The sequence below is a fragment of the Leptolyngbya sp. AN10 genome (genome assembly GCF_050565645.1).
Taxonomy (GTDB): Bacteria; Cyanobacteriota; Cyanobacteriia; order Leptolyngbyales; family Leptolyngbyaceae; genus Leptolyngbya.
In genome coordinates this window covers 258096-283720 of sequence record NZ_JBNXVP010000001.1, presented here as the reverse complement: position 1 = coordinate 283720, position 25625 = coordinate 258096, and the positions used below count along the sequence as shown (strand labels likewise).

22 protein-coding genes are annotated in these 25625 nt (G+C 45.7%); 12 read left to right on the top strand and 10 right to left on the bottom strand.

Annotated features, from left to right (window positions below; translation table 11 throughout):
• Positions 1 to 240: 240 nt before the first annotated feature.
• From ACQ4M5_RS01445 to ACQ4M5_RS01435, 3 genes are all read left to right on the top strand, one after another.
• On the top strand, positions 241 to 813 hold the full coding sequence (locus ACQ4M5_RS01445) for a hypothetical protein (protein ID WP_430673824.1): 573 nt from the start codon (positions 241 to 243) through the stop codon (positions 811 to 813).
• A gap of 126 nt (positions 814 to 939) precedes the next feature.
• Positions 940 to 1338, top strand: a complete 399-nt coding sequence (locus ACQ4M5_RS01440) for a hypothetical protein (RefSeq protein WP_430673823.1) — start codon at positions 940 to 942, stop codon at positions 1336 to 1338.
• Positions 1339 to 1588: 250 nt separating this feature from the next.
• Positions 1589 to 4012, top strand: coding sequence for a calcium-binding protein (locus tag ACQ4M5_RS01435; RefSeq protein ID WP_430673822.1), 2424 nt, complete (start codon positions 1589 to 1591; stop codon positions 4010 to 4012).
• Positions 4013 to 4275: 263 nt separating this feature from the next.
• On the opposite strand, the gene ACQ4M5_RS01430 is transcribed toward ACQ4M5_RS01435, so the two are convergent.
• Positions 4276 to 6354, bottom strand: a complete 2079-nt coding sequence (locus ACQ4M5_RS01430; protein ID WP_430673821.1) for a tetratricopeptide repeat protein — start codon at positions 6352 to 6354, stop codon at positions 4276 to 4278.
• Positions 6355 to 6369: 15 nt separating this feature from the next.
• The gene (locus ACQ4M5_RS01425) at positions 6370 to 8343 is read right to left on the bottom strand and encodes a tetratricopeptide repeat protein (protein ID WP_430673820.1); all 1974 of its coding nucleotides are present in this window, start codon (positions 8341 to 8343) and stop codon (positions 6370 to 6372) included.
• A 373-nt stretch (positions 8344 to 8716) separates the two neighbouring features.
• Here ACQ4M5_RS01425 and ACQ4M5_RS01420 point away from each other — a divergent pair, with 373 nt between their 5' ends.
• Entirely contained in the window at positions 8717 to 9034 is a 318-nt protein-coding gene (locus ACQ4M5_RS01420; RefSeq protein WP_068394512.1) for a hypothetical protein, read from the top strand.
• On the opposite strand, the gene ACQ4M5_RS01415 is transcribed toward ACQ4M5_RS01420, so the two are convergent.
• The 5 genes from ACQ4M5_RS01415 to ACQ4M5_RS01395 form a co-directional block, all read right to left on the bottom strand.
• The gene (locus tag ACQ4M5_RS01415; protein ID WP_430673819.1) at positions 9008 to 10495 is read right to left on the bottom strand and encodes an adenylate/guanylate cyclase domain-containing protein; all 1488 of its coding nucleotides are present in this window, start codon (positions 10493 to 10495) and stop codon (positions 9008 to 9010) included. The two genes, ACQ4M5_RS01420 and ACQ4M5_RS01415, sit on opposite strands and share 27 nt — an antisense overlap.
• Positions 10492 to 11538 (bottom strand): molybdopterin-dependent oxidoreductase, encoded by a 1047-nt coding sequence (locus ACQ4M5_RS01410; protein ID WP_430673818.1) that lies wholly within the window; start codon positions 11536 to 11538, stop codon positions 10492 to 10494. Before ACQ4M5_RS01410 ends, ACQ4M5_RS01415 begins: the two co-directional genes overlap by 4 nt.
• 54 nt (positions 11539 to 11592) lie before the next feature.
• Positions 11593 to 12255 carry a pyridoxamine 5'-phosphate oxidase family protein gene (locus ACQ4M5_RS01405; protein ID WP_430673817.1) on the bottom strand — a complete coding sequence of 221 codons (663 nt, stop codon included), beginning with the start codon at positions 12253 to 12255 and terminating at the stop codon, positions 11593 to 11595.
• A gap of 105 nt (positions 12256 to 12360) precedes the next feature.
• Positions 12361 to 12915 carry an META domain-containing protein gene (locus ACQ4M5_RS01400; RefSeq protein WP_430673816.1) on the bottom strand — a complete coding sequence of 185 codons (555 nt, stop codon included), beginning with the start codon at positions 12913 to 12915 and terminating at the stop codon, positions 12361 to 12363.
• Between the two features lie 82 nt (positions 12916 to 12997).
• Positions 12998 to 13498, bottom strand: a complete 501-nt coding sequence (locus ACQ4M5_RS01395; protein WP_430673815.1) for a hypothetical protein — start codon at positions 13496 to 13498, stop codon at positions 12998 to 13000.
• A gap of 355 nt (positions 13499 to 13853) precedes the next feature.
• On the opposite strand from ACQ4M5_RS01395, the gene ACQ4M5_RS01390 reads away from it, so the two are divergent.
• From ACQ4M5_RS01390 to egtD, 6 genes are all read left to right on the top strand, one after another.
• Positions 13854 to 14727 (top strand): IS630 family transposase gene (locus ACQ4M5_RS01390; RefSeq protein ID WP_430673814.1). Its coding sequence is split into 2 segments (ribosomal slippage): positions 13854 to 14180 and positions 14182 to 14727, totalling 873 coding nucleotides; the frame shifts between segments, so codons are not numbered across the junction.
• Between the two features lie 334 nt (positions 14728 to 15061).
• The gene (locus ACQ4M5_RS01385; protein WP_430673813.1) at positions 15062 to 15859 is read left to right on the top strand and encodes an SDR family NAD(P)-dependent oxidoreductase; all 798 of its coding nucleotides are present in this window, start codon (positions 15062 to 15064) and stop codon (positions 15857 to 15859) included.
• Between the two features lie 2 nt (positions 15860 to 15861).
• On the top strand, positions 15862 to 16422 hold the full coding sequence (locus ACQ4M5_RS01380) for an NADPH-dependent FMN reductase (RefSeq protein ID WP_430673812.1): 561 nt from the start codon (positions 15862 to 15864) through the stop codon (positions 16420 to 16422).
• Entirely contained in the window at positions 16419 to 17972 is a 1554-nt protein-coding gene (locus tag ACQ4M5_RS01375; protein WP_430673811.1) for a GMC oxidoreductase, read from the top strand. Before ACQ4M5_RS01380 ends, ACQ4M5_RS01375 begins: the two co-directional genes overlap by 4 nt.
• Before the next feature lie 153 nt (positions 17973 to 18125).
• A complete protein-coding gene (locus ACQ4M5_RS01370; RefSeq protein WP_430673810.1) occupies positions 18126 to 18863 on the top strand; it encodes a DUF2808 domain-containing protein in 738 nt (245 codons plus the stop codon).
• A 166-nt stretch (positions 18864 to 19029) separates the two neighbouring features.
• Entirely contained in the window at positions 19030 to 19998 is a 969-nt protein-coding gene (gene egtD, locus ACQ4M5_RS01365; RefSeq protein ID WP_430673809.1) for an L-histidine N(alpha)-methyltransferase, read from the top strand.
• A gap of 83 nt (positions 19999 to 20081) precedes the next feature.
• On the opposite strand, the gene ACQ4M5_RS01360 is transcribed toward egtD, so the two are convergent.
• Positions 20082 to 20567 carry a DUF2721 domain-containing protein gene (locus ACQ4M5_RS01360; protein ID WP_430673807.1) on the bottom strand — a complete coding sequence of 162 codons (486 nt, stop codon included), beginning with the start codon at positions 20565 to 20567 and terminating at the stop codon, positions 20082 to 20084.
• 32 nt (positions 20568 to 20599) lie between these two features.
• The gene (locus tag ACQ4M5_RS01355; RefSeq protein WP_430673806.1) at positions 20600 to 20956 is read right to left on the bottom strand and encodes a hypothetical protein; all 357 of its coding nucleotides are present in this window, start codon (positions 20954 to 20956) and stop codon (positions 20600 to 20602) included.
• Positions 20957 to 21224: 268 nt separating this feature from the next.
• On the opposite strand from ACQ4M5_RS01355, the gene ACQ4M5_RS01350 reads away from it, so the two are divergent.
• Together ACQ4M5_RS01350 and ACQ4M5_RS01345 are read left to right on the top strand one after the other, a co-directional pair.
• Positions 21225 to 21602, top strand: coding sequence for a hypothetical protein (locus ACQ4M5_RS01350; protein ID WP_430673805.1), 378 nt, complete (start codon positions 21225 to 21227; stop codon positions 21600 to 21602).
• On the top strand, positions 21603 to 22859 hold the full coding sequence (locus tag ACQ4M5_RS01345) for a DMT family transporter (RefSeq protein WP_430673804.1): 1257 nt from the start codon (positions 21603 to 21605) through the stop codon (positions 22857 to 22859).
• 7 nt (positions 22860 to 22866) lie between these two features.
• On the opposite strand, the gene ACQ4M5_RS01340 is transcribed toward ACQ4M5_RS01345, so the two are convergent.
• Complete coding sequence (locus ACQ4M5_RS01340; protein WP_430673803.1) at positions 22867 to 25518, bottom strand: MGH1-like glycoside hydrolase domain-containing protein; 2652 nt, start codon at positions 25516 to 25518, stop codon at positions 22867 to 22869.
• Between the last annotated feature and the right edge of the window lie 107 nt (positions 25519 to 25625).

Genomic DNA, 25625 nt, shown 5'->3' with positions numbered 1-25625 from the left:
GGAGAAACACTACAGTAACAATCTTGAAGTTGATCCACTAGAAAGCGGTGGGTGTTACGAAATTAGATACCAATGTTTTTTACGACTAACGTAGGTTCGTTCTACCAAGTAAGCTCTTTCGGTTTAGGGTTGGGTGCGATCGAGGATATGCAATTCACAAGTTGCGTCGTCGCTTCAAGGGATTGCATATCCCGACAAAAGCCAAACTCTAAACCTGCATAGATTCAATTTTCTGGGACGATGACTCATTCACCAAGACCGAACAAGCGCATCATGGACAACCGAATCAGATCTAGACAACGCGATCGCATTTTTCGAGCCGCCTTAGCTGCAAGTTTGTCATGCTTACCCGTCATTTTGTCCAGCTCAGCCTCATTCGCTTTGAGTCAAGAACCATCGCCTGTAACCCGATCGAACATTCGCTCTTACATCGGACTAACCTACCGAACTCTACCCAAAGGATTCCAGGATAACGGAGGATGGGTCGTTAAAGGGGGTCGATATCGAGCGGATTTTGTGCAGCGAGGCAATACCAGAATGATCTGGTTTACTAAAGTTCTCAAATGGAATCGGGGTGGGGCTGTTCCGGTACGAGTGGTGGACGTGATGGAGTTACCTACATTCCCACGATCGCAGGAACTCCACTTCGCTTTTTGCACCTTCAATGGGGAAGACGATCGAGAAATTTTTGCGATCGCAGAAGCGACAGACGAAGACATCCACACCAACATTCGTCGAGCTTGGAGAGCTAACACAAAGACCGAAAAGATTGAATCGATTAGCCCTAGAGGAGTTGCTTGCAAACAGATTTAATCGCGATTCACCTATTCAACAACAAATATCACTTGCTTATTTGCGTTCTTCACCGACCAACCCTTTATGCTTCTCAATCGATCACTCCCCGCAAAAATTATCTCAAGCTTAACCTTGATCAGTCTTATGAGCCTAGCTATCGGCTGTAATCAGACTGTTCAATCTAAAGCGATTCCCTCTGCTGCTGAAACCCCTGCGCCAAAGCCCGTCATTGCTCAAAGCCCAACAGATCCACCGCAACGCTTACCCCACTCCAGCGAAATCGCAAACCCTACAATTTTAGAAGGGCGATATTGGATTGGGCACACAGGGCAAGCATTGGAAGTCGAAGGCGATTTCTACCGATACGAAACTGAAGGCGGAACACAACCTTGGCGATCGATTACCGAGCTACAAGCGGTGAAAGAAGGTGTGATCTATGACGGAAACAGCTATTGGTGCTTATCGAGCATGGCTCCTCAAGGTCAAGTTGCATCTTGTTCTGAAAAAGGCTGGATCACCCCACCAGAATCCAATCCTCTCTAACGCATCCTGCTACTCAATGTAGATCGATCGCTGTTCCTACGAGTTCAATCTATCTCGCCCCATCTAAAGTTTTCTGCATAACCTCTCGAAGTGTGAACCTAAACGACTACAGCAAGTTAAAGCTATCACTTTTTGACTGATCGAGCAGGAGTGATGGAATTGTTGATACTCGACGTGAAACTGACGAACACCAACACGATACAGGGTGTTGAAGCTGAATTCTTCACAACAATCTTCAGGAGAGAATTAAATGAGTCTAACGGGCACTGCTGGAAATGATTCGCTCATCGGCAGCACCACAAATGATACTTTGTCGGGACGAACTGGCAATGATTATTTGGATGGTCGCGATGGAGCAGATACCTATCTCTTTAGTCGGGGAGATGGTCATGATACGATTGACGACAACAGCAATGATACAAGCATTGATCAACTGCTCTTTTCTGGGACGGGGCTAACCTCTACGAATGTTGTGGTTACTCGTGTGGGAGATAGCAATGATTTGAGAATCTCCTTTGGTGGAACTTCAGATGCGGTGACGCTCAAAAAACAGGTATACGGTGACGGAAATAGCCTCAATTATGGAGTTGAGCGCGTTCGATTCAGTGATGGTGTGATCTGGACAGAGGAACAACTCTGGAACTCTTACCTAACCCAAGGTGCTGCATCCAATGATAGATTGCAAGGTACAAATCTAAGCAACACCTTAAGAGGGGGTCTGGGCAACGATTACTTGGATGGACAAGCAGGAGCAGATATCTATCTCTTCAGTCGGGGAGATGGTCGCGATACGATCGATGACAGCAGCAATGATACGAGCATTGATCAATTGGTGTTTTCGGGAACTGGACTGACAGCGGGAAATGCGATCGTCACTCGTGTGGGAGATAGCAATGATTTGAGAATTTCCTTTGGCGGAACTTCGGATGCGGTGACGCTCAAAAAACAGGTGTATGGTGGCGGAAATAGTCTCAACTACGGAGTTGAGCGCGTTCGATTCAGTGATGGTGTGATTTGGACGGAAGAACAACTCTGGAATGCTTATCTCACTCAGGGAGCCGCAGGAAACGATCGACTGGAAGGCACAAAAAGCAGTAACACACTAAGAGGCGGTTTGGGCAATGACTATCTCGATGGTCAAGCAGGAGCCGATACTTACCTGTTTAATCGCGGCGATGGTTACGATACGATCGATGACAGCAGCAATGATTCGAGCATTGATCAATTGGTGTTTTCTGGGACTGGACTGACGGCAGGAAATGCGATCGTTACTCGCATTGATGGCACGAATGATCTCCGGATTTCTTTCAAGGGCAATCTTTCCGATGCGGTAATTCTCAAAAAGCAAATTTACGGTTCTGGAAATGTTTTGAACTATGGCATCGAGCGGATCAAGTTCAGTGACGGTGTAGTGTGGACTGAAGCACAACTTTGGAATACTTACCGAAATCAGCCGAATCAGACTCTATCCGGCACACTCAACAGCGATACGCTAGTCGGTGGAGTCGGAGACGATAAACTCTCAGGTCTGGGCGGAAATGACTCGCTAAGAGGCGGTTTGGGTAGTGATTATCTCGATGGTGGCGCTGGCGCAGATACTTATCTGTTTCAGCTTGGAGACGGGGCAGATACAATCTTTGACAATAGCAATGATACAAGCCTTGATCAGCTTGTATTCTCTGGGACAGGATTGACAGCAGCAAATGCGATCGTCACTCGCATTGATGGCGCAAATGATTTGCAGATTTCTTTCGGCGGCGGTTTTTCTGAGTCGATCGTGCTGAAAAATCAACTGTTTCTTGGATTTGCCAGCAACTACGGCGTTGAAAGCATCAAGTTCAGTGATGGAACCATCTGGAACGAGGCACAACTTTGGAATAGCTATCTGACTCGTGGGGCTGCAACCGACGACGATTTGCGGGGAACTCCGGTCAGCAATACCTTACGAGGTGGACTGGGCAATGATTATCTCGATGGCGACAATGGCGCAGATACCTATCTTTTCCAGCTTGGGGATGGAGCAGATACACTCTATGACAGTAGCAATGATGCTGCGATCGATCAACTTGTTCTATCAGGGGCAGGATTGACCGCAGGAAATGTGATTGTCGATCGTATCGACGGCACGAATGATTTGCAGCTTTCGTTTAGTGGTCTTTCTGAATCGATCGTGCTGAAGAATCAACTGTTTCTTGGATTCGCCAGCAATTACGGCGTTGAAAGCATTAAGTTCAGTGATGGAACAACCTGGAATGAGGCACAACTTTGGAATGCCTATCTGACTCGTGGGGCTGCAACCGATGATAATCTGCTCGGCACACCTGGTAATAATGTCTTGCGAGGTGGACTGGGCAATGATTACCTCGATGGTAAAAATGGTGCAGACACCTATCTTTTCAGTGCGCTTGATGGTGCAGATATCATCGATGATAGTAGTCCTGATGCAAGTGTAGATGTGCTGGTATTATCGGGAGCAGGTCTCGAATCGACAAATGTTCGGGCAACTCGTGTGAATACTGACGATGTGCAGCTTTCTTTTGGTGGAAGTTCAGCATCGATTCTGCTGAAGAATCAACTCTTTAGCGGTCTTTCTGCAAACTATGGGGTTGAAAGTATCCGGTTCAGCAATGGAACGACTTGGACAGAAGCTCAACTCCGGAGTGCGCTGAGCTAAGTACTTTTGAGAGAACAAGGCAAGGATTGAGTACTTACAATCGACAAGCGATTGTAAGTACTCAATCAATTTGTTCATGCGACAGATCCTTCGCCCCTAAATCCCCCGAATCGGGGGACTTTGAAACCTGAAGAATGCTTTGTTTATAAGGGACTCTTTCTCAAAGTCCCCCACGAGTGGGGGACTTAGGGGGCTTCCAAGATCTGTGGCACTCAAAGATCAATTTGGTATAAGTACTCAATTCCTGGACACCATAAAGCAATTTAGCGATTCGATAGTAGAGCTAAGGTCGTTTCTAGTAATCGAATCGCTTCTGTAGTTCGGTTGCGTTCAGAGTAAAGTTTTGCGATCGCAATAAACCGATCAATTCGCTCAGAACTGACTCGACTCGCACGCTGGGAAAGACGCTTAGCCTGTTGAAACCCATTCAGCGCAGTTTCTAATTGTCCGGCTTCGAGTGCTGCGATCGCGATGTGATCAAATAACTCTGCTTTGAACAGGCAAAGATGATCGGGGATTTGAGCAAGCAGGTTAGCGGCTTTAGTAAAGTTACGAGCTTGAGCATAGGCGCGGATGTATCGAGCTTCGTCCAAGGCACGGTTCTCTTCAGGAGTCAGCCGTAAGATTGGGGGTAGTTTGGGTGGTGGTTGAATGGCTCTTGGCTTCTTGGATTGCTTTGATAGAATTGATGGAATCGGTGAAATTCGTCGTTGAACAGGTCTTGTGTCTGGCGCACGTTGGGGGAGATTCACATCGAATAGGACGTTGGAAAAGAACACGCCTAGAGGTGTAGAGGGTTGGTCAATGGGGAGATCGAGCGGTGGAGCAACGACCGGGACTGGCAACACTGAAATTTTAGATTGAACTCGGTTGGTTCGCTGTTGATCAATCAATCGTGTGGCTTGATCGAATTCTCCGATCGCTGCGTATTGCTCTGCAATTTGCAAATTTAACCAAGCCAGATCGGGCTGTTGAACCAGTTCAGCAAGAAGCAAGCGGACACGGGTTCGTTCTCCCACTTGAACCAGGGCGCGGATCGTGTCAATCCATTGGAATCCTAGAGACTCGCCAGATTTGACTCGCTGCATTTCAGCAATGATTTGAGTGCTGAGAGCAGACTGTTTCGCTTGGTCAGCACGTTTTGCGATCGTTGCCATTGCTTCGAGGCGCATTTGAGGATCAGCGATCGAGGTTGCGATGTCATAAGCGGCAGGAAAGAGTTCTGCATCAGTCAAAAGCTTGACAACATCAAACGATGCGCGTGAGGCTGTCCATTGATCTCGGATGGATTGGAGAAACTGTTGAGCGCTGCGACTATCACCGAGTTCTGCGGCTTGTTTTGCTAGAGCGACATAGCTCTCTCTTGCATCACGCGAATCTAAGTTTTGAACGATTTGAAGGGCTTGAGTAGTTTGACCTGCGGCAGCATAAGCGAGAACTAACGACTGCTGAAGCGGTTTTACATTGCTACGATCGACAGATTTGATCAAAGCTTCGGCTTGATTCAAGAGTGGTAAAGCTTCAGAGGATTGTTTCAGCAACGCGAGTTCGTGCCCCGCTTTGATGAGGTTCTGAATCGCTCTTGGTCTGACGGTTTCTCCAGGTTGGGCTTCAATCCTACCTAACAACTGAGCCGTGATCGGAGTTAGAATTGTTCGAGCCTTTTCGGGTTGTTCAGCTTTGCGATAAGCTTCGACAAATTGCAGCGCTTCTGCATTGTTGTTCCAGTTCAGGAGCATTCGAGCCTGGTCAAGAATTTTCACAGCTTCGGTTGCCTTGCCTTGAGTGCGATAGTTTTCAGCAAGTAGCAGCATCCATTCCGCTTTAAGAGTTGGAAGATTCCACTGCTGTTGATAGTTCATCTCGTCTTCGTCAGGTTCTGGAAAATAGTCAACCGCTGGTAGAATCCAGGCGGCTTTTGCTTGTAGTGGAATTCTTTCGAGTTGAAGCGAGATCGATCGACGATACGCTTCTGGTCTTTTAAGTTCGGAAAATAGCGCAATCGCAGCTTGATTTTTGCCAGCTTCTAAGTTCTGAATCGTTCTTAAAACTGCCATTTCAGACGCTGAGAGTTCAAGCCGCGATCGCAGCGTTTCGTTGATTTGGTTCGCCCGATCCGGACGATTCGCACGAAGGAACTCGATCGCAATTGCAGCGCGTTGCTCCGCTTGTTGGAGTGAGATTCCTCGAACCGAACCAGTTAGATAGGTGGGAGGTGCAAATTGGGAAACTGCAATAGAATTTTTGCAAGCAGGCGTGGGGCGAGTCTGGGCAATCGTGGGAACAGAAACCGATTGAGCTAGAGAGCAGGTGAGGAGTCCGATCGTAAAACGTTGCAACATAGTTATCAACTGTGATCAAATTAGAGTGAGTGCAGATTCCAGTAAAAGAGCAGCTTCTTTGAATTGATTTCGCTGGGAGTAGCGTTTCGCGATCGCGATAAGTTGCATTCTGACGAAGTTCGGGTCAGGTTGTGAAGCACGTTGATTCAAGCGATCGCCCTTTTGCAAGGCATCAAGAGCGATTTCTAACTGGTCAGCCGCGATCGCGCTTTTTGTGACCTGTGCGAGAACATCAGATTTGAATGTGCAATATTGATTTGGAATTTGTTCGATCAGGGCAGTCGCTTTCTGGAAATTTTGAGCGATCGCATAATGTTTCGCTAATGCGCCCAGAATGGCAAATCGATTTGCTGTCGCGGTTGCAAGAGAAGGCTTTGCGATCGGAATTGTTGCGGGTTTGTCGAATTGTTTTTGCTGAGCAGCAGGAATTAATACAGACGGTGGGGCGAAACGAGCGGAAGAAAAGAACGATCCCAGTCCACTAATGGGTAATGGAGCAAGTTCAAAATGAGCTTCGTACTGATTTGTAGTCGGAGGATTAGTCAGAGCCGCAACTTCACGATCGACGTTAATGGCATCTAACCGCTGATTCGCAGTCTGAAAATCGCCAATTCGCGCATAGAGATAAGCGATCTTAAACTGAGATTTTAGATCTTTGGGTGAAACTTGACTGAGAAGTTGCCGCACTCGATTGACCGCACCAGCTTTAATTAAGTGGTCAGCCACTTCAAACATTGAAGTATTCGATTTAGAAGCAGACTGCAACATTTGAGTCACGATTCGATTCGCGATCGTCGATTGATTCGCACGATCGGCATATTTCACGATCGTTGCCAGCGATTTGAGCCGAAATAATGGAGCCTGAATCGAAGCTGTGACCTGTTGAGCTAGATCGAACTTGCCTGCTTTTGCATAGAATTCGACAATCTCCGGTAGTACGGTCAGCGGTTGTCTGTCAAAGCTCCAGGCTTTTGTCGCTTCAGGTCGAATCCGCTGAATGGCTTGGATTGCTAAACGATCGTCCCCCAATTCTGCCGCCTGTTTTGCCACTAACGCATGGGCTAAATCTATTTGATTGGGTTGCAGCAATTTGGTCACTTCAAATGCTTTTGTCGATCGACCCGAAGCAGCATAACCCAAGGCTAATAATTGAACGGACGACTGATAAATTGAGGTTGGAGATTTCCGCAACAACGTTTCCGCTTGAGTGAGATAGGAAAGTGATTTTTGCGATTGACCGAGTAGTGCAAGTTGATGCCCCAAATTCACTAGACTGAAAATTTTGGCGGAGTCGTCAAGCGATCGTGCTTCAGCTTCGATTCGAGCAGGTACAGTGTCGAGTATCGATCGTGCAATGTCCGGTTTTCCCAACTTGCGATAAGCTTCTGCCACTCGAATTAAGGTTACAGTCCTGATTTTGCCTGTACGAAGTCGAGCTTTCTCTAATAGCTCTAGTGCTTGCTTTTGATGGTTTGCTTCTTGATGTTGAGCCACTAAATTTAACAGCCAATCGGTTTTCTCTAATTCAAGGTAGCTCGAAGACTCTGGCATTGTTTCGAGTACTTTGAGTACCCATTGTGTTCTATCTTTCAACGGCAGTTCTAGAAGCTGAAGAGACACAGCAGGCGAGCTTATCCATGAAGGTTCAACCCTTGGAAAAAGCGCGATCGCATCATTTGTTCTTCCGACCGCTAGATTCTGCAACAGCTTTAATGTCGTCAAAGCTTCGGGTGAAAGCTTCATCTGCAATCGAATCGTGTCATTAATTTGATCGAGACGATCCGGACGATTAGCGCGAAGAAACTCGATCGCGATCTCAGCTTGCCAGATTGCTCGAATTTGCTGTTCAAACTCCGGTGAAATTGGCAAACGAGTCACTTGATCCGAAAGCCCTGGAGGATAGGGACTTTGACAAGCCGTTTGAGCGACTGCGGGGACTGCGATCAATGGAACCAAAGAGAGAAGCCCGATCGTAAACCGTTGAAACATAGTGTTCGACTAATTCGAGAGAATTTTTCGGTTATAGGGTTTCGCGATCGCAGACAGTTGCACTTTTACAAACGCAGAGATGCTATCCTGAAATTTGTCTGTTGGACTCTGGATTATCCTAACATTGACTGCGGGATCGACGACAAAGAGCGTCGGACGCGACACAATTTCCTCACCATTTGTTCGAGTTCCGCAATTCGCGTCTCCGCTGTGTGGATTTAAGTTCCACGTTTAGGAAGGTTATGGAAGCTCACAGAAATTTTTGATCAGAAATCAGATAGGGCTGCATAACCTCTCTTACAGATAAACCTAACTAGCGTTTGCGACAAGATAGGATTGATCAATTGCACTTAGATTTATCAAATTCAATAGTATGAAAAACATTCAAGTCATCGATCGCGCTGTGAACTGTGCTTATGATGTTTATCGTGCGACCGATGAGGAATTTCTCAAGATCTTTCCAGCACCCGATCAAGATATTCAGTTCAATGATGAGATTGAAGACGATCCTGAAATTCGGCAAATTCTCGCCCGACTATGGAAGAGACGCTTAAACAAATCAGAGGTGCAAGGCATTCACGGAACTCTATTCTATCAACTTCCTGAGAAAAAGCCGTTTTACCCGAACAGAAAGGAGCAGGATTTGACAGCCAATCGGAGTCGATCACAAGATTGCGAGAACTGGGTGTAGCTGATAGATTGCGATCGCAGTGACCTTTCCTTTCACTTTCACAGCATCCTTAACTAGCTCCAGGTAAAATATGTCAGGGTTAGACAGAGCCTCAACCACAGCATCTGTAACTAGGATCTCACAATTGTACTGTTTCGTTAATCCTTCAATTCGAGAAGACACATTCACCGCATCCCCAATCACCGTCGAATCAATCCGCGACACAAATCCAATCGTTCCCATCACGACTTCGCCATAGTGAATCCCAATCCCGCTTTCTACAGGTTGAAGCCCCTGGTGTAGCCGTTTTTGATTAAAAGTCTTGAGTGCTGCTTGCATTGCGATCGCAGCTTTCAAAGCACCATCTGTATGCGGCTCATCAAACAGTGCCATTACCGCATCGCCAATGTACTTATCAATGAAACCACCATTTTCCTCGATCGCTGCTCCAACACAAGCAATGTACTCATTCAAAAAATGAAAAGTCTCCTCAGCCGTTTGAGATTCTGACAGCGAAGTATAGCCGCAAATATCCGAAAATAAAATCGTCATATTTCGCTTCGCATACTCACCGACTGCAATATTCTCAATCCCACGCGGTGCAATCACTTGTAGAAACTTCTCTGGCACAAATCGCTCAAAAGAATCCAATGTCTGCTGCAATTGTCCAAACGAAATCTGAAGCGAATCAGACATCTCATTAAACGATCGAGCTAGAGCACCTAATTCATCTCGACTGCGGATCGGAACACGATGCGTCAAATCACCCGCAGCAATTTGAGCCGCACTCTGACGCAATTTTAGAATCGGCTGACTCAATCGCCATGCTAGATAGTAAGCAGCAGTGCCTCCGAAAAATAATGCGATCGCGCCAACTGCCAAAGTTCTCTTCACCGTCTTAGTAATTTGTGCATCGAGACTTCGCAGTGTAACACCAACCCGAAAAACTCCAACGACAGTTGGTGGACTTGTTGAAGTAACAATATCTGCCGCTGCTTCGATAATTGGCTCACCTTCCTGTCCTCGCAGCTTCTTCGGTGGAAATTCAATGTTCCGTAAAAGGTAAGTTTCCGAAATTCTCACCTGAGAATTCTGATGATTACTAAGGCGAATCGCGTTCTGGCTCACCGTAACAGGCACAACATCTGTAACGAACGAACCTGCAAGCTCAGGAGGAGCCGCCGCCGCGATTTGTTGTTTCTTCAAATCATGCACCATCGCATAGACCAAATCCTCATCGCCTTTGAGAAAGATGTTGAGCTTAATCCGCATATTTGCCCAATTCTCTTCAACCACTTCGCCCTGGAGTGTAGAACCAAATCCTAGCGCTAATGATTTCGCTTGCTGGATTTTTTGAGATCGATAAAACTCAGTCTCCGCGCTGATCCATAGCCAAGTCATCACAGTGACGATCGCAACAATCAAAATCGTCACTGCAACAATGATCCGAGTCTGAATCGATCGAAAAGCAACTCCTCTCATCGCTTCACAACCTCCACCGAAATAGATTCAACAAAAGGCAGCCACTCTAAATTGCGATCGAACTGACTGTCGCAATTTTTCCCATACGCTAAGGTCAGTGGACCCCCTTTTTTGGTCGTAATGGCTTGTTGACTAGCTCCCCAACGATAAGCCAGCATGACATCGCAATTGTTGATTAATTCGGCAGAGAGCAATGTTGATTTTTGTAGATTGTTCTTGTCCATTGCTTTGCGGCGAATTCGGATAGCAGTCTGAGCAGAAAGCTTGATCTTCTGACTCCGCAATAGATCTTTGAGCTTGACACCTGTTAACTGAACAGGCTCCGAACTCCAATTATGCTTGTAGCCAAAAATGCGAGTAAAGCGATGTTTGGGAAGCCGCTCTAAAGCAGCAAGATTCAGAGTTTTGCTCCCAATCTGCAATCGTAATGGCTCGTTGCCAACAATTAAATGCGTGACGTAGTAGACCCAAGTGCCATTTTCAGTCTTGACCTTTGAGCTAAGATCAAAAATTAACTGCAAAGGTCCACCATCATTACGACGCATTGGCTGACCATTTTCAGTGATTGCAAGCATTGCATTTTGCTCACGCACTTGTTGAAGTGTTGCGATCGTGTAATAGTCATCTGCTGCAACGCTAGTGATTTCGATCTGGCTATTTTCTGGAGCTTCGACGTTGACTCCTGCTTGCTTGAGGAGCCGCTCAACTGAAACTCCTCGATATGCAGCTACCTGAGTCTTATCAGGAAAGGGGGCAGCAGTATTGAGTTCGTGAGTTGCAAGTGCTTCGATCTGAGACCAGTTGAGAGTAATCGGTTCGGGAATTTGACCTTGGATAGTAAGTTTCCAGTTTTTTGTCAAGTCTTTGCTTTGCTTCTGGAGTAGTTTTTTGTTTTGTGCGATCGCTTCTTGTCTCTGGCTTGCGATCTGCTCTTTACTAATCCGAGACTGACAACTAGCGAGTCCAATGAGCAGGACACTAAGACAAACTAGTTTCGGGAGTCTTTTGCGCTTGAATAGGAACTCCATCTCTTTCATGAGCATTGAAACGTTGACTACGATTCAGAATGCCCAAACAGAGAGATTTGCCAACAGTAGCTATTCTGGCTCTAAACCCTCTTGACTCCAAGGACGTGGACAATCTTTTGCTTTGAAAGCATCCCCGCCTTTGTGCTGCACATCATCTGTGCCCCAATGAATCTTCTTGTCGAGCTTTTCCAGCAGAGGAATATGTTTGGAGCAGTGAATATAGGCTTCTTCTACTTCAACTAAGATCCAGCGCTCAGGACTCCGACCTCCGCGAATCTGGCTTGCTTCAATCACCTCTGAAGATACATTCGGCAGATGAGGTAGTTCATCATTTTCAACAACACAAGCTTTTCCGTTCACGTGCAAGCCAACCGTATAACGGAAAAAATCAATAAAAATCATCCCAATGTGCGGATTTTCTAAGATGTTCCCGACACTCGCCATCACGCCATTCCCTCGATATTCTGGATATACAAGTGTCTTATCGTCTAGTACTTTAACAAAGCCAGGATCACCTGCTCTAACTGAACAGTCACACTCTCCATGTGCATCAGATGTTGCAATAAATAGTAGCTCCTGATGTCCAATGAATTCGCGCATCAAGGGATTGAGGTAGGTTAGCATCTGCTTGTTGTAGAAGGCTAACGCACGCCGAGTTGTACCGAATTTTGCTTGGGCTAGGTGTTCACCTTTGGAGCCTGGTAATTGGATGTTGCCTTTTGCTGGAATCATAAATATTTTAGGTTAAGAAGCTCAATCGCTCATACGGTTTGAGATTTCGATCATATGCAACAATCAAAGCTAGATAGCACAGTTTTGTCAGTCAATCAGTCTATCTCAATCGTCAGGTAGTCTGAATGTCAGTACCCCTGTCTGATTTCCTTGTTGGAAGAACAGCTTCACGTTCTGAGCATGATTGATGATTTCATATCGTCGCACAGTTCCTAGTTTTGCTAGAAAACTCCGTTCAAGCTGCATTTGTGAGGGTGAACACATCTTCTCTGTCGTCGCAATTCCCCCAATTTTGATTCGATTCCGTGATGCTTCGTAAGCAGCAGAATATTCATTACATCCAGCAGATCCACCGATTGAATCTGCTGTGAATCTTAGTGTGATTGGCTGTGTTGTGGTTTGAGTTGTTGATCCGATTGTGATTGAGTGCAGTTGCCAATCTGTGTTTTGAAGCTGCAATCGCATTGGTGTAAAACCCAGAAATCCTTTACCAGTGATCCCTTCAAATGCAGATAAGTCAGGCTGATAGATGATATTGTCGGGACGGGGAATGGTGGCTATTGTAGATTGAGTCAGAATGCTAGAGAAACCCACGATCGTAATCGCGCCGACTAACATTGGGGTAAGTCTTTTGAAGGTAAAGCCGAATTTTTGCAACATCTTCTGAACTGGGTCACGTAATCATATCGATTCTGAGCTAGGTTGATAAGAATATTGATTGTGTTACAAATTTAGATACTGATCAACGACAAGTGCCTGCGGTCGATCGTACAAAATTCCCCCGGCTCAAATAGTGAACGATCTGCATTTGCTGGGGCTGTCCACGAGTGGGACGCAAGCTGGCGTAGAGTCCGTGTGTAGAACTGCTAACAGAATAGAGCCGGAACCCATTGTTAGATTGACCGCGAAACACACCTGTAAAGGGAAACTTAGAATAGTCTGCATCTGGAGCAATTTCCTCCAGATTATTGACTAGGACTCGATTCAAGAGAGTTTGGAGGTTTCCTGCGAGATCGCGACGCTGCACCGTCATGTTGATCGAAGTTCCGATCGGATTTTGAGGGCGATCAGACGTGGAATTTGGCACGATGCCATTGAATCGATAGATCAAGCGAGTGCCTTGACCGAGCGGAATCGCGGCTTCGCAAGTAATGGGTTTGGGTAAGACTTGAGCCGTTGCAGGCAAAACTGTACCTGCTACCAATCCAGCTAAAAATACAGGCGCGAAAACTTTAGATGCCATAGGATAACTCAATTTTGATTAGGGTAATACCGTAGAGTAGAGAACTTTGTTAGGTTTACGTTCATCACTGATGAGGATATGCAGACCATCGTGCGCTCGAACAGCAATTCTTATTATGACTTTTGACTATTCAAGACAATGAGAACGTGATAGTGTAATGGAATCAAAAGTCACCTGAGCGAGTCGAAGGCGTTGACTTCCACCCGCAAGTTCGACGGCATCATTGAGTTCTGCTGATTTGCACGAAGTTGTGAAAATACGCATGGTCAACTGCCGCCAAATGCTTGCATATATAGCTGTAGCCAACTGAGCTAGGACGATAGAGTATAAGCATCCTGATTCTTCCAATCGCGCAATGGCAAAAGCATACAGTGAGGACTTCCGCCGCAAAGTGATGCAGGCAATCGAGATGGACGGCTTGAAGAAGAGCGAAGCGAGTCAACTGTTCAACATCAGTCGCAACACGATTAACTTGTGGTGTCAGCGCAAAGCTCAAACCGGAGACATCTTGCCGAAGCCACGACAAACACCGCCCGTTCCCAGCAAAATCAGCGATTGGGAGAAGTTTGAGGCATTTGTGCAGGCGAATCACGACAAGACGCAAGCCGAACTGGCTCAACTGTGGGGCGGCGTGAGTCAGCGCACGATCTCACGAGTCTTACAGAAGATCAACCATACGCGCAAAAAAAACGTATGGCGACCAGCAACGTGACGAAGCGCGGCAGCGTGCATTCCGCAATCAAATTGGGGACTTAAAAGCCCCGCATCTCGTGTACGTCGATGAGTCGGGGATGGATGAGCGCGACGACTACGGCTATGGCTATGCCCGACGCGGAGAACGAGTCCATGCCCTCAAATCCGGCAACCGCCAAGGACGCATCAATATGATCGCAGATTATCGCAACGCTCAACTGATTGCTCCGTTCACCGTCGAAGGCTCCTGTAATCGAGTGGTGTTCGAGACCTGGCTCGAAACTTGTTTGCTTCCGGTCTTGCATCCCGGTGATTGTGTCATTCTCGACAGTGCCACCTTTCATCATGGCGGTCGCATTGCCGAACTCATCGATTCGGTCGGCGCTCAACTCGTCTACTTGCCGCCCTACTCACCCGACCTCAATCGCATTGAAAAGTGTTGGGCATGGCTAAAAAGTCGAACTCGCAAACAGTTACACCACGCGGAGTCATTACGCCATGCCATTGAATGGGTGCTGCACCAAGCCGCGTCTTAACTGGATTGGCTACAGCTATATGTCGCCGCTTTTTTCCCGAATAGTTCTGCGTCTGTTGTTGCGGGTCTTGCGGACGTTGAATGGGGCGCTTCGTGCCATCGATCATTACGCGCTCAACCTCCGGAAGGCGAAACGTTTTCGCACGATGATCGCCCACGACCCATCCGAGAATGCTCGGTTGAAAGTGATCGACAAGCTCTAGCTTATCGAGAATGCTGCAAGATTTGAGTTAAATTATCAGCTTTATCTCAACATCTCCTTAGCACCCTCTCATTTTTAACTCATTGCTTTCAGCCATAATCATTGCACACTCAATTCATTTAGGAGCGCAGTGATGAAGCTGGGAGGAAAAGTGGCACTCGTGACGGGGAGTAGCCAAGGAATTGGGCAAGCAATCGTTTTGCGACTTGCTGAGGCAGGAGCAGATGTTGTGATTCACTACCGCTCTCATCCAAAAGGTGCAGAAGAGACGTTAGAAAAAGTAAATGCGATCGATAGGCAATGCTATCTGGCTGAATGTCCTAGCTCTGATAGTTACACTGTTAGAGCAGATTTAGGTAGCGTCGATGAGATTCGGCAATTGCTGGCGGAGAGCATTGACCATTTTGGGAAGGTTGATATTTTAGTCAATAATGCTGGGATTGAGAATCACGCTCCATTCTGGGAAGTGACAGAAGCAGATTATGATGCAGTGATGAATGTGAATTTGAAAGGTGTTTTCTTCGCGACACAAGCTTTTGTCCGGCATTTAATCGAAACAAAGCGATCGGGAAAAGTGATCGATATTAGCTCGGTTCATGAAGAACTGCCTTTTCCGAATTTCACTGCTTACTGTGCAAGTAAAGGCGGTATGAGAATGATGACTCGCAATCTTGCCGTTGAGCTAGGGGCATTGGGAATCACAATTAATAATGTTGCTCCGGGAGCGATCGAGACTCCCATCAATACCAAACTATTGAACGATCCAGAGAAGCTAGGTGCATTGCTCAACAACATTCCACTGGGTCGTTTGGGACAACCACAAGATGTTGCATCTCTTGTCACTTTTCTTGCCTCTTCAGATGCAGATTACATCACAGGCAGCACTTTTGTTGTCGATGGTGGGTTACTTTGGAACTATCAGGAGCAGTAATCATGAATGCACCTTTGTTTATTCCTGTGATTCTGGGCACACCTCGTCAAGGTCGCCAGAGTGAGTTAGTTGCTCAATTTGTCGTCAAGCAAGTTTCTGCACGAGAAGGAGTTCAAACTGAGTTAATTGATATTCGGGATCTTGCTATTTCGATCAATGATGCAGGTGAAGCTATCAAAGATCCACAGTTCTCCGCCACAATAGAACGCGCAGATGGCTTAATTCTAGTTGTCCCTGAGTACAATCACGGCTATCCTGGCTTGCTCAAGCATGTTCTGGATACTTGCTTAAAAGAGTATATTCACAAGGCAGTTGGATTGTGCGGCGTTTCGGTAGGTGCGTTTGGTGGAACGCGGGTGATTCAGAATCTTTTACCTGTGATGCGCGAACTTGGGTTAGTCACAACTTTCTATGATCTCAATTTTAGTAATGTTCAGTCTTTGTTTGATGAGTCAGGTCAATTGATTGATGAGGACACTCAAATTCGTCGGCTCGATCGCTTCATGGATGAATTGGTGTGGATGGCGACTGTACTGCGATATGGACGGCAGGAGACACGATGAGTCACTACGACGTTATTATCATTGGCACAGGTGCGGGAGGCGGAACACTCGCCCATCGTCTCGCTCCAACTGGAAAGAAGATTTTAGTTCTGGAGCGAGGAACTTTCTTGCCTAGAGAGAAGGAAAACTGGGATACGGTTGAGGTTTTTCAGCGCGATCGCTATCACATGACTGAAGTTTGGCAAGACCAAGACGGACAGCCATTACATCCTGGAACGGGTTACTTTGTTGGTGGCAATACTAAAGTTTATGGGGGTGCGCTGTTTCGATGGCGCGAGCAAGATTTTGAGCAAGTCCAACATCAGGGCGGTATTTCTCCAGAATCGCCTTTAAAGTATCGCGATTTTGAACCTTACTACACACAAGCAGAGGCACTTTACGAAGTACATGGACAGCGAGGGTTAGACCCAACTGATCCAACTGCTAGTCAAGATTATCCTTTTCCAGCAATTCAGCATGAGCCTCGAATTCAAGAAATTCATGACGATCTACAAGCGAAAGGATTTCATCCGTTTTATATTCCTCTAGCTATCAAGCTCAATGAAGCAAATCGCCGTTTGAGTGATTGCATTCGCTGTAATACTTGTGATGGCTTTCCTTGCTTAGTCAATGCTAAAGCGGATGCTGATCTCAATTGTATTCGCCCTGCTGTCGATCGCGCTGATAATCTCACATTACTGACTTCTGCCAAGGTGCTGCGATTGCATACTAGCCTGTCAGGGCGAGAAGTCACTGCCGTAGAAGTTGATGCCGCAGGACAGGTTCAAACCTTTTCTGCGGATATTGTAGTTGTAGCTTGTGGCGCAATTAACTCGGCTGCGCTATTACTGCGATCACATAATGAGCAGCACCCAAATGGTTTAGCGAATCGTTCCGATCAAGTCGGACGAAACTTGATGAAACATCAGAATGGCGCGATCGTAGGTTTAACGAAAAAGCCAAACCTTACCCAATTTCAGAAAACAATGGTGATCAATGATTTCTACTGGGGAGAGAAAGGATTTAACTATCCGATGGGGCATGTGCAACTCTTTGGAAAAGTCAATGCAGATTTGATTGCACTAGATTCACCTTCGATCCCTGGCATTTCATTTCAAAACCATGAAGTCTTTACTGCCGTTGCTAGTCACTCAGTCGATTGGTGGCTTACAGCAGAGGATTTACCCGACCCAAACAATCGAGTTCAAATCAAAGGAGATACAATTCAGCTTCGCTATCAGGACAATAATACTGTTGCTTTCGAGCGCTTACTGCATCGCTGGACTGAAGTACTGAAATCGATCAATTGTGGTGAACGAATCTTACCTTGCTCGTTCTACTTCCGCAAAAGGATTCCATTGCAGGGTGTAGCTCATCAATGTGGCACTTGTTGCTATGGAGAAGACCCGGAGACCTCAGTGCTTGATCTAAATTGTCGAACTCATGATGTAGACAATCTCTATGTTGTGGATGGGAGTTTTTTCTGCTCTAGTGCTGCTGTGAATCCCACTTTGACGATCATCGCAAATGCGCTTCGCGTAGGCGATCATCTCATTGATCGAATGAAATAATCTGGTAGATTCTCATCTTCCTTTCAGTAAACGTTTATCTAACTCGAGCTTTGGCTTCAGGTAAATCTCAGACTGGCAACGTTTAATCAGACTCAAGCTTCGAGTCAATCTTGACGAGACGCAACCTATTTCTAATTCTATGGAGATTTGACCATGCTATTTCAGAAATTTGCGATTGGGACAATATTTGCGATCGCTGCAACGATTGGAACTCAAACCTCAGCTTTTTCACAGACAAACTTCAAAAACCCGACTCATCCTTACCTCTCAGAGATCGGAAACACTCAAACAACTATCTCACGTCGATCGTCTCAAAACCAGTTCAAGAACCCCACTCAACCTAAATTGTCTGAAATTGGCAATCTCAAATCGATGCAGCCTCCAATGGCTCAAACGCTTGACAATCCCATGAGCCAAGCTCCGATGAACAATGGACGAGCCTACTTCTCTCATCCTCCTCGATTAGTTCGTGCCTACACTTCTCAACCCCAAGCTTATGTTCCATCGACCTACGAATTTACGTTGACCGTTCCTGCCAATGCTGGACAGCCCCTGAAAGCAGTTCGGATTGCCCAAGAACAAAATTTGAGAACCGTAAAATTTGATGTGGGCAGAAGTAAGGCGTTTGCAGGAGGACGATTTGCAGCAGGGGCAGAAATTCCGCTAGCGAGTGTCGGTGGTGGGAAGTCTACTCCTGGGGAAGCTACGATCGTGTTTGATCAGCCTGTACAGCCTGGAAGTACTGTGACGGTTGCACTAGAGGCAAAAGCAAATCCAGATTTTGGAGGTATTTATGAATTCGGTGTGACTGTGTTTCCAGCAGGCGAGGACAGTTTAGGTCAATTTTTGGGATTTGGACGGCTCAGCTTCTACAGTGGCGGCGCAGACTAAGCTTTTTTGCCACGAGATGAGCTTCACTAAATTGAGTTTCAACATACAGTCGCGGCTACTATCATTCTTTCTTAGCAATGGTGGTAGCCATTTTCTTACTTCAGAAATGATGACCATAAAATACACTAAGCAACTAGACGATTCCCGCTTTCGTTGGATCTCTTTAATGGATGCAAATACGTTCATTGATACAGGCGAAGAAGTCATTCAAGGACTTGAAAGCACACCAAAAATCTTGCCTTGTCGTTATTTTTATGACGATCGCGGCTCTCATCTCTTCGAGCAAATCTGTGATACGCCAGAATACTATCCAACTCGCACCGAGCAGAGCATTCTAGAAGCTTATGCAGTGGATATTGTGAAGCTTACAGGAATAAGCGAATTGATTGAACTGGGAAGCGGTAGCTCACGAAAAACTCGTGTACTTCTCGAAGCTTATTCTCAACTGGGTCAGCCCCTACACTACTCTCCAATCGATGTTAGCGCAGGCATTCTAAAAAGTACTGCACTAGAGCTACTGACTCAATATCCAACGCTACATCTGTGTGGTCTAGCAGGAACCTATGAGCAGGTACTAGCAGATCTACCATCTCCATCATTGGAGAATCGAATGTTGATCTTTCTGGGTAGTACATTAGGCAATTTGGATAAACCTGCTCGCGATCGCTTTCTCACCCAAATTCAACAAGCCTTAAAACCTAGAGAATTCTTCCTACTTGGCGTTGATTTGCAGAAATCGATCGAAGTGATTGAAGATGCTTACAACGATGCTCAAGGAGTTACCGCAGCTTTCAATCTCAACATTCTCCGACATCTAAATCATCGCTTTCTAGGTAACTTTGATCTCACGCAATTTCAGCATCTTGCATTCTACAATTCTGTAGAACAGCGGATTGAGATGCACTTGAAGAGCCTGACTGCTCAAACAATTGATCTCAAAACATTGAATCATCAAGTCAGACTCGAAGCAGGAGAAACGATTCGGACAGAACTCTCGCACAAGTTTCATTTACCGACACTCACGATCGAACTTGAAAACCACGCACTAAAACCGCTCCAAATCTGGACTGATCCACAAACTTGGTTTGGATTGCTTCTCTGCCAGCGTCAAAGCTTAGGTTCGGATTGCCCATAGTTCGATGATTTAATACTTAAAAAAGGACAAAGCTCTTATGAAAGCTTTGTCCACATAGATATGATGCGACTGTAAAAAAAGATTTATTGCTGGCTTGGGAGAGTACTAAGATGTACCTCATAGCAAAGCGCCCGATGAGAAATGCGAACTGCTAAAGCGGTGAGAAAAACACCTGCCAGCAGCACACCTGTTCCAACTAAAAATAGAATTAACGCAATTGTCCCGATAACTTCAGCATTAATAGCAACTGAGAACGCGATCGCAAACATTGTCAGAATCAGAATTGCAGTCGCGCCATAGGTTAGCAAGACTGCTCTCTGGATCAGGCGATGACGACGAACCAGTAGAGGAACCTGACGATCGATCTCTTCCAGCCGTTCTGAGTCGAGATGGTTTTTTGCCTGACTGAAGCGCAATAGCTCAAACTGTTCATGAGACAACGCACGAATCCGTTGTCCGATCGCCGCATATCTTAGTAAAATTCCATTTTGGAACAACATGCAAGCGGTAATCATGACCACTGGGGCAATGATTAGCTGAATTGTTTGGGCAATGTCCGCAGCACTCATCGAATAAAACCTGAAAGCTGAATAAGAAACGTTTAATGCAAGTTCAATTCTCGCAGTTGATTGTCTAACGCGCTGAGGTAAGCCACGTTATTCAAGGTAGACGCGGGTAGCAGATTGGCAGCGATCGCGGCTTGCACAATGTCTCGGTTACTTACCTTTCCAGAAACATGATCCTGGATTAGCGTTCCATAGCCACTGATGCCTTGATTTTTGAAGTGCCCACGGTAAGCAAACGTTGCAAGATCAAATGGACTAAGCTGGATAATTTCTTGCGTCGTTGTCATACTGTAGCTCATTGCTCCTTGTGAATTAGTCTGAGCATTTGCTGAAACTTCTGAGAGAGTGGACAATAACATGAAAGAGAACAATGCTAGTAGAAAGTATTTCATAGTGACTCAAGTTTGAAGAATCAAGTAGGTGTTCGTCCTGCTGAATCACTTAAGAATGACAAATCAACCTGAGCATGGTCTGATGAAATCGTGAGAATTAACTGAGAAATGCCGTTTTACAGCAACAGCACAGTTTCCTGAGAAGAAGCTGAAATCAACCTGAACGTTCTATCTACAAAAATTCAACAACTTCTTAAGTTCAGCATAATCCTTTCTCAGGATTCATGCCTATGCTGAAAGTATCGAAATTATTTAGGACCTCACCGCTATGAAACTTTCTGCTTTACTTGCAACTGCGGCTTTAGTCGGGACGGTAACGCTCTGGGATGCTCCTTTGAAAGCAGTTAATCCTCAGTTAGTACAAGTATCTGCTCAAGAAATGAAAGATAGTACAGGTTTAACGATTCAGCAAAAGATCGCGAGAATCACTCAACACAAAGGACAGTTTGGCGGCGGTGATGAACTGCGACGCTATTTCTTTGGCGATTTGGAGCCGATTTCTGTGCAGCCCGGAGGTGCAGGAATGGTTGTCAATCTCTACAACAAGGCGAACAACATTACGTTTGCTTACTGTGCGACTTATGATGTTGTCGTCGCTCTAAAAACCGGAAGAGTGATGCAATTCGCATCTAGCGAAGTCAAATGATTGCAGTGCGAACGAGGAAGCATTAAATTCCTGCTAGAGTACAGTTTCACTCTGGATTATCCGTTTGAAAAAGGGCGCAAGTCCGGGCGAGTCGTACCAAGTCCTCTAGGATGGAACTTTGTTCAACTCGCCCGGACTTTTAATGGCAAAACGAACGCTAAAGAACTCACTCGATTCCTTCAAAAGATTGTGCCAAACTCAATACAACTCACTCGATTCCCAGCAAGACTTCCTGGTCAACTTTACCTTTGGCTTGCTGTTTTAATTTTTGGAGCTTCTAGCGCTGTGACTCGTAAGATCACTCAGCTTGGCGCTCAACATTTTATCGATGGGCAGAATCCAATTTCATTATGCAATGTTTTGTTTGTAGGTAATCTTTGTGCATTGCTTGTATTGCTTGCGTTGTATAACAGACAATGGAATCGAGCTAATCTAAAGCAGTTATCTCGGCGAGACTGGCTAAATCTAAGCATCGTTTCGCTGTTATCAGGCGCGATCGCACCCGCTTTGTTGTTTCAAGCTCTGGCATTGTCACCCGTTAACAATGTTGTGTTAATCGGGCGATTAGAGCCACCGCTTACATTTGCGCTATCGGTTTGGTTCCTTCAAGAACGCTCAAATCGCTGGGAGGCATTTGGAACCATTACTGCATTTATTGGTGTTTTCTTGACGATCGCGTTGCGGTCATCCTCGCAAATGATGCGGGTCGGCATTTTTAGCATTGGAGTTGGTGAACTATTTGCAGCAATTGCTGCGATCGCATTAGCAATCTCGACAATTATTGGGAAAAAACAGCTTTCTCAGGTTCCTTTAGGTATTTACGGAATTTTTCGGACTGCACTAGGAACGATCGTTTTCTTCTTTGCCGCATTACTTTTATATGGAGATCACCATTTTGCAGGCATCTTCTCGCCATTTCTGTGGCGCTGGATGTTGGTTTATGGATCAATCATTGTTGTGCTTGGGCAGTCATTCTGGATTCGGGGATTGAGAGCTTCTACTGTTTCGACTGCCTCGATCGTGAGTTCATTTACGCCAATCATCGGTGTTCTTGCTGCCTATTGGATTTTAGATGAAGTGCCAACTCAAGCTCAGTACATTGGCGGAAGTGTTATCTTAGCAGGTCTATTGCTTGGTCAGGTTGGCAACTTTCGGATTGCTCGACGGACAATACGCCATCAAACTTCGGTACAAACTGATTCACAACAAAGCGAATCAATGGAGGTTGAAAATGGAATCGGCTTCAAAGGCATCTAGGCTGTTCTCATTTCTCATGCTCGCTAATCTGGTGGATCAGCTTTGCAACTAGCCCTGTCCATCCTGTTTGATGACTTGCTCCAATTCCAGCCCCGTTATCGCCATGAAAGTACTCATAGAACAAAATCAAATCGCACCAGTGAGGATTACTCTGAAACGCTTCAGTGCCTCCATAAACTGGACGCTGCTCAGATGAGTTTCTGAGAAAGATTTGAGTGAGACGCTGAGATAGCTCTGAAGCAACCTCTGATAGAGTGAGCCATTTTCCTGATCCTGTCGGGCACTCGACCTTGAAGCTATCGCCTAGATAGTCGTGAAACTTTTGGAGCGATTCGATCAGGAGAAAGTTCACTGGAAACCAGATCGGACCTCGCCAGTTAGAATTACCCCCAAATAGTCCACTCGTCGATTCTGCGGGTTCATAGTTCACTCGAGACTCTGTTCCATTGGCATAAAAGCGGTAGGGATGGGCTGCATGATATCGAGAAATCGCACGAATGCCGTAATCACTCAGAAATTCAGTTTCATCTAGCATTTTCTGCAAAATTCGACTGAGCTTTTCTTTAGATACGATCGCTAATAGTCTCCTTGCTTTCATGCCAAGCGTATCCATGCAAGCGACATTCTTGCGTAAGTCAGGACGGTTTTGGGTAAACCACTCCAGCCGTTTTTTGAAGTTGGGAAGCTGCTCTAGTGTCTCTGGCTCCAAAAGTTCAACCGCAAAAAGCGGGATGAGTCCCACCATCGATCGAACTTTCATTTCGATTTGTCGATCGTCGGGCAAGTGCAGCACATCATAGTAAAATCCATCTTCCTCATTCCATAATGAAGCTTCCATCTTTCCAATGTGGTTCATTGCATCTGCAATGTAAAGGTAATGTTCAAAAAATTTGGTGGCAATATCTTCGTAAACAGGATTTATCTTTGCAAGTTCTAGCGCAATTTCCAGCATATTCAGACAATACATTCCCATCCAACTCGTACCATCAGATTGGTTGATGTATCCACCTGTTGGAAGTTCAGCACTGCGATCGAAGACTCCAATGTTATCCAGCCCTAAGAATCCGCCCTGAAAAACGTTATTGCCCTTCAAATCTTTGCGGTTCACCCACCAAGTAAAGTTCAGCATCAATTTCTGAAAGACGCGCTCTAGAAATTGTCGATCGGCTCTACCATAAAACTTCTGTTCAAGCTGATAAACGCGCCAAGCTGCCCACGCATGAACAGGCGGATTCACATCTCCAAATGCCCATTCATAAGCTGGAATCTGCCCATTTGGGTGCATATACCATTCGCGGGTTAGTACATCTAGCTGATACTTGGCAAAATCTGGATCGATCATAGCTAGAGAAATGCAGTGAAATGCTAAATCCCAAGCAGCAAACCAAGGATATTCCCACTTGTCGCACATTGATAAAATATCATCGGTGTAGAGATGAAACCATTCTCGATTTCTGCCTTGATGCCGCTCTGCTGGAGGCGTTGGAGCGGCAGAATCCCCTTTCAGCCAATTATCCACAATGTAATGATAGTATTGCTTACACCAAAGCATTCCAGCGAATGCTTGACGCTGAACAGCTTGCATATCTTCGCTCAATGGCAGTGGTGTAATTCGATGATAGAATTCGTCTGCTTCTTGTTTGCGACGGGCAAATATAGTCGTAAATTCGTCGCCAAATGGATTAATTAGACTAGGAGTATCACTTAGTCTTAGTTGGATAGTTTGAGCTTCTCCAGGAGCGATCGCTAAAACATGATGTAATGCTGCTTTGGTTCCAGTTTGATGCGGATTGACTGTATCCTTCTGACCTTGAACAACATAATCATTGATGCCATCTTTTACATAGCGAGAATGATTGGGAACACCAAACAATCGCTCATTGTTTGTTTCATTCTCTGTAAATAGCATCTTTGCGCTATTTTGAGCATAAAGCCATCGTTCCCCTAGCGTAGGATGCCATGCCTCAATAATATTACCTTGCTCAGACTGGATCGCTTGTAGAGTTGGTTTATCTGTTTCTCCATTCCATAACCATGTGTTGCGAAACCAGAGCGTCGGCAAAAGATGAAGGGTTCTCAGTTCAGTCCCTCGATTAATTGCCGTAATTTGGATCAAAATATCATCTGCGCTTTGTTTTGCATATTCGACAAAAACATCAAAGTAGCGATTCTCATTAAATATTCCTGTATCTAGTAACTCAAACTCTGGCTCTTGGCGATTTCGATGGCGGTTTTCTTCTACCAATTGAGTGTAGGGAAAAGCATGATGAGGATACTTGTACAATGCCTTCATGTAAGAATGAGTGGGTGTATTGTCCAAGTAGAAGTAATATTCTTTGACATCTTCTCCATGATTGCCTTCGTTGCCAGTTAGCCCAAACAATCGCTCTTTTAGGATAGAATCTTCACCGTTCCAAAGCGCGATCGCAAAACACAGCCGCTGATGGTTATCTGAAATGCCCAGCAAGCCATCTTCACCCCAACGGCAAGCTCTTGATCGAGCTTGATCATGACTAAAGTAATCCCAAGCAGCACCATAAGCACTGTAATCTTCGCGGACTGTTCCCCATTGACGATCGCTCAGATACGATCCCCATCTGCGCCAGTGAACCTTGCGAGACGATGCTTGTTGCAAGCGTTGTTCTTCTACGGTTGTCATGATGATAAGCAAGTGAGTTACAATAGATTAGAGCGTTCTTGTAGAGTCTAAAGCCACGATCGTATTCTCTTCCTTCTCCAATAATCTACAGGTCAAATTCAGAATAG

Coding starts and splice junctions, on each gene's coding strand:
- ACQ4M5_RS01445 (WP_430673824.1), top strand. CDS start 241: ATGACTCATTCACCAAGACCGAACAAGCGCATCATGGACAACCGAATC.
- ACQ4M5_RS01440 (WP_430673823.1), top strand. CDS start 940: ATGAGCCTAGCTATCGGCTGTAATCAGACTGTTCAATCTAAAGCGATT.
- ACQ4M5_RS01435 (WP_430673822.1), top strand. CDS start 1,589: ATGAGTCTAACGGGCACTGCTGGAAATGATTCGCTCATCGGCAGCACC.
- ACQ4M5_RS01430 (WP_430673821.1), bottom strand. CDS start 6,354: ATGTTGCAACGTTTTACGATCGGACTCCTCACCTGCTCTCTAGCTCAA.
- ACQ4M5_RS01425 (WP_430673820.1), bottom strand. CDS start 8,343: ATGTTTCAACGGTTTACGATCGGGCTTCTCTCTTTGGTTCCATTGATC.
- ACQ4M5_RS01420 (WP_068394512.1), top strand. CDS start 8,717: ATGAAAAACATTCAAGTCATCGATCGCGCTGTGAACTGTGCTTATGAT.
- ACQ4M5_RS01415 (WP_430673819.1), bottom strand. CDS start 10,495: ATGAGAGGAGTTGCTTTTCGATCGATTCAGACTCGGATCATTGTTGCA.
- ACQ4M5_RS01410 (WP_430673818.1), bottom strand. CDS start 11,538: ATGCTCATGAAAGAGATGGAGTTCCTATTCAAGCGCAAAAGACTCCCG.
- ACQ4M5_RS01405 (WP_430673817.1), bottom strand. CDS start 12,255: ATGATTCCAGCAAAAGGCAACATCCAATTACCAGGCTCCAAAGGTGAA.
- ACQ4M5_RS01400 (WP_430673816.1), bottom strand. CDS start 12,915: ATGTTGCAAAAATTCGGCTTTACCTTCAAAAGACTTACCCCAATGTTA.
- ACQ4M5_RS01395 (WP_430673815.1), bottom strand. CDS start 13,498: ATGGCATCTAAAGTTTTCGCGCCTGTATTTTTAGCTGGATTGGTAGCA.
- ACQ4M5_RS01385 (WP_430673813.1), top strand. CDS start 15,062: ATGAAGCTGGGAGGAAAAGTGGCACTCGTGACGGGGAGTAGCCAAGGA.
- ACQ4M5_RS01380 (WP_430673812.1), top strand. CDS start 15,862: ATGAATGCACCTTTGTTTATTCCTGTGATTCTGGGCACACCTCGTCAA.
- ACQ4M5_RS01375 (WP_430673811.1), top strand. CDS start 16,419: ATGAGTCACTACGACGTTATTATCATTGGCACAGGTGCGGGAGGCGGA.
- ACQ4M5_RS01370 (WP_430673810.1), top strand. CDS start 18,126: ATGCTATTTCAGAAATTTGCGATTGGGACAATATTTGCGATCGCTGCA.
- egtD (WP_430673809.1), top strand. CDS start 19,030: ATGGATGCAAATACGTTCATTGATACAGGCGAAGAAGTCATTCAAGGA.
- ACQ4M5_RS01360 (WP_430673807.1), bottom strand. CDS start 20,567: ATGAGTGCTGCGGACATTGCCCAAACAATTCAGCTAATCATTGCCCCA.
- ACQ4M5_RS01355 (WP_430673806.1), bottom strand. CDS start 20,956: ATGAAATACTTTCTACTAGCATTGTTCTCTTTCATGTTATTGTCCACT.
- ACQ4M5_RS01350 (WP_430673805.1), top strand. CDS start 21,225: ATGAAACTTTCTGCTTTACTTGCAACTGCGGCTTTAGTCGGGACGGTA.
- ACQ4M5_RS01340 (WP_430673803.1), bottom strand. CDS start 25,518: ATGACAACCGTAGAAGAACAACGCTTGCAACAAGCATCGTCTCGCAAG.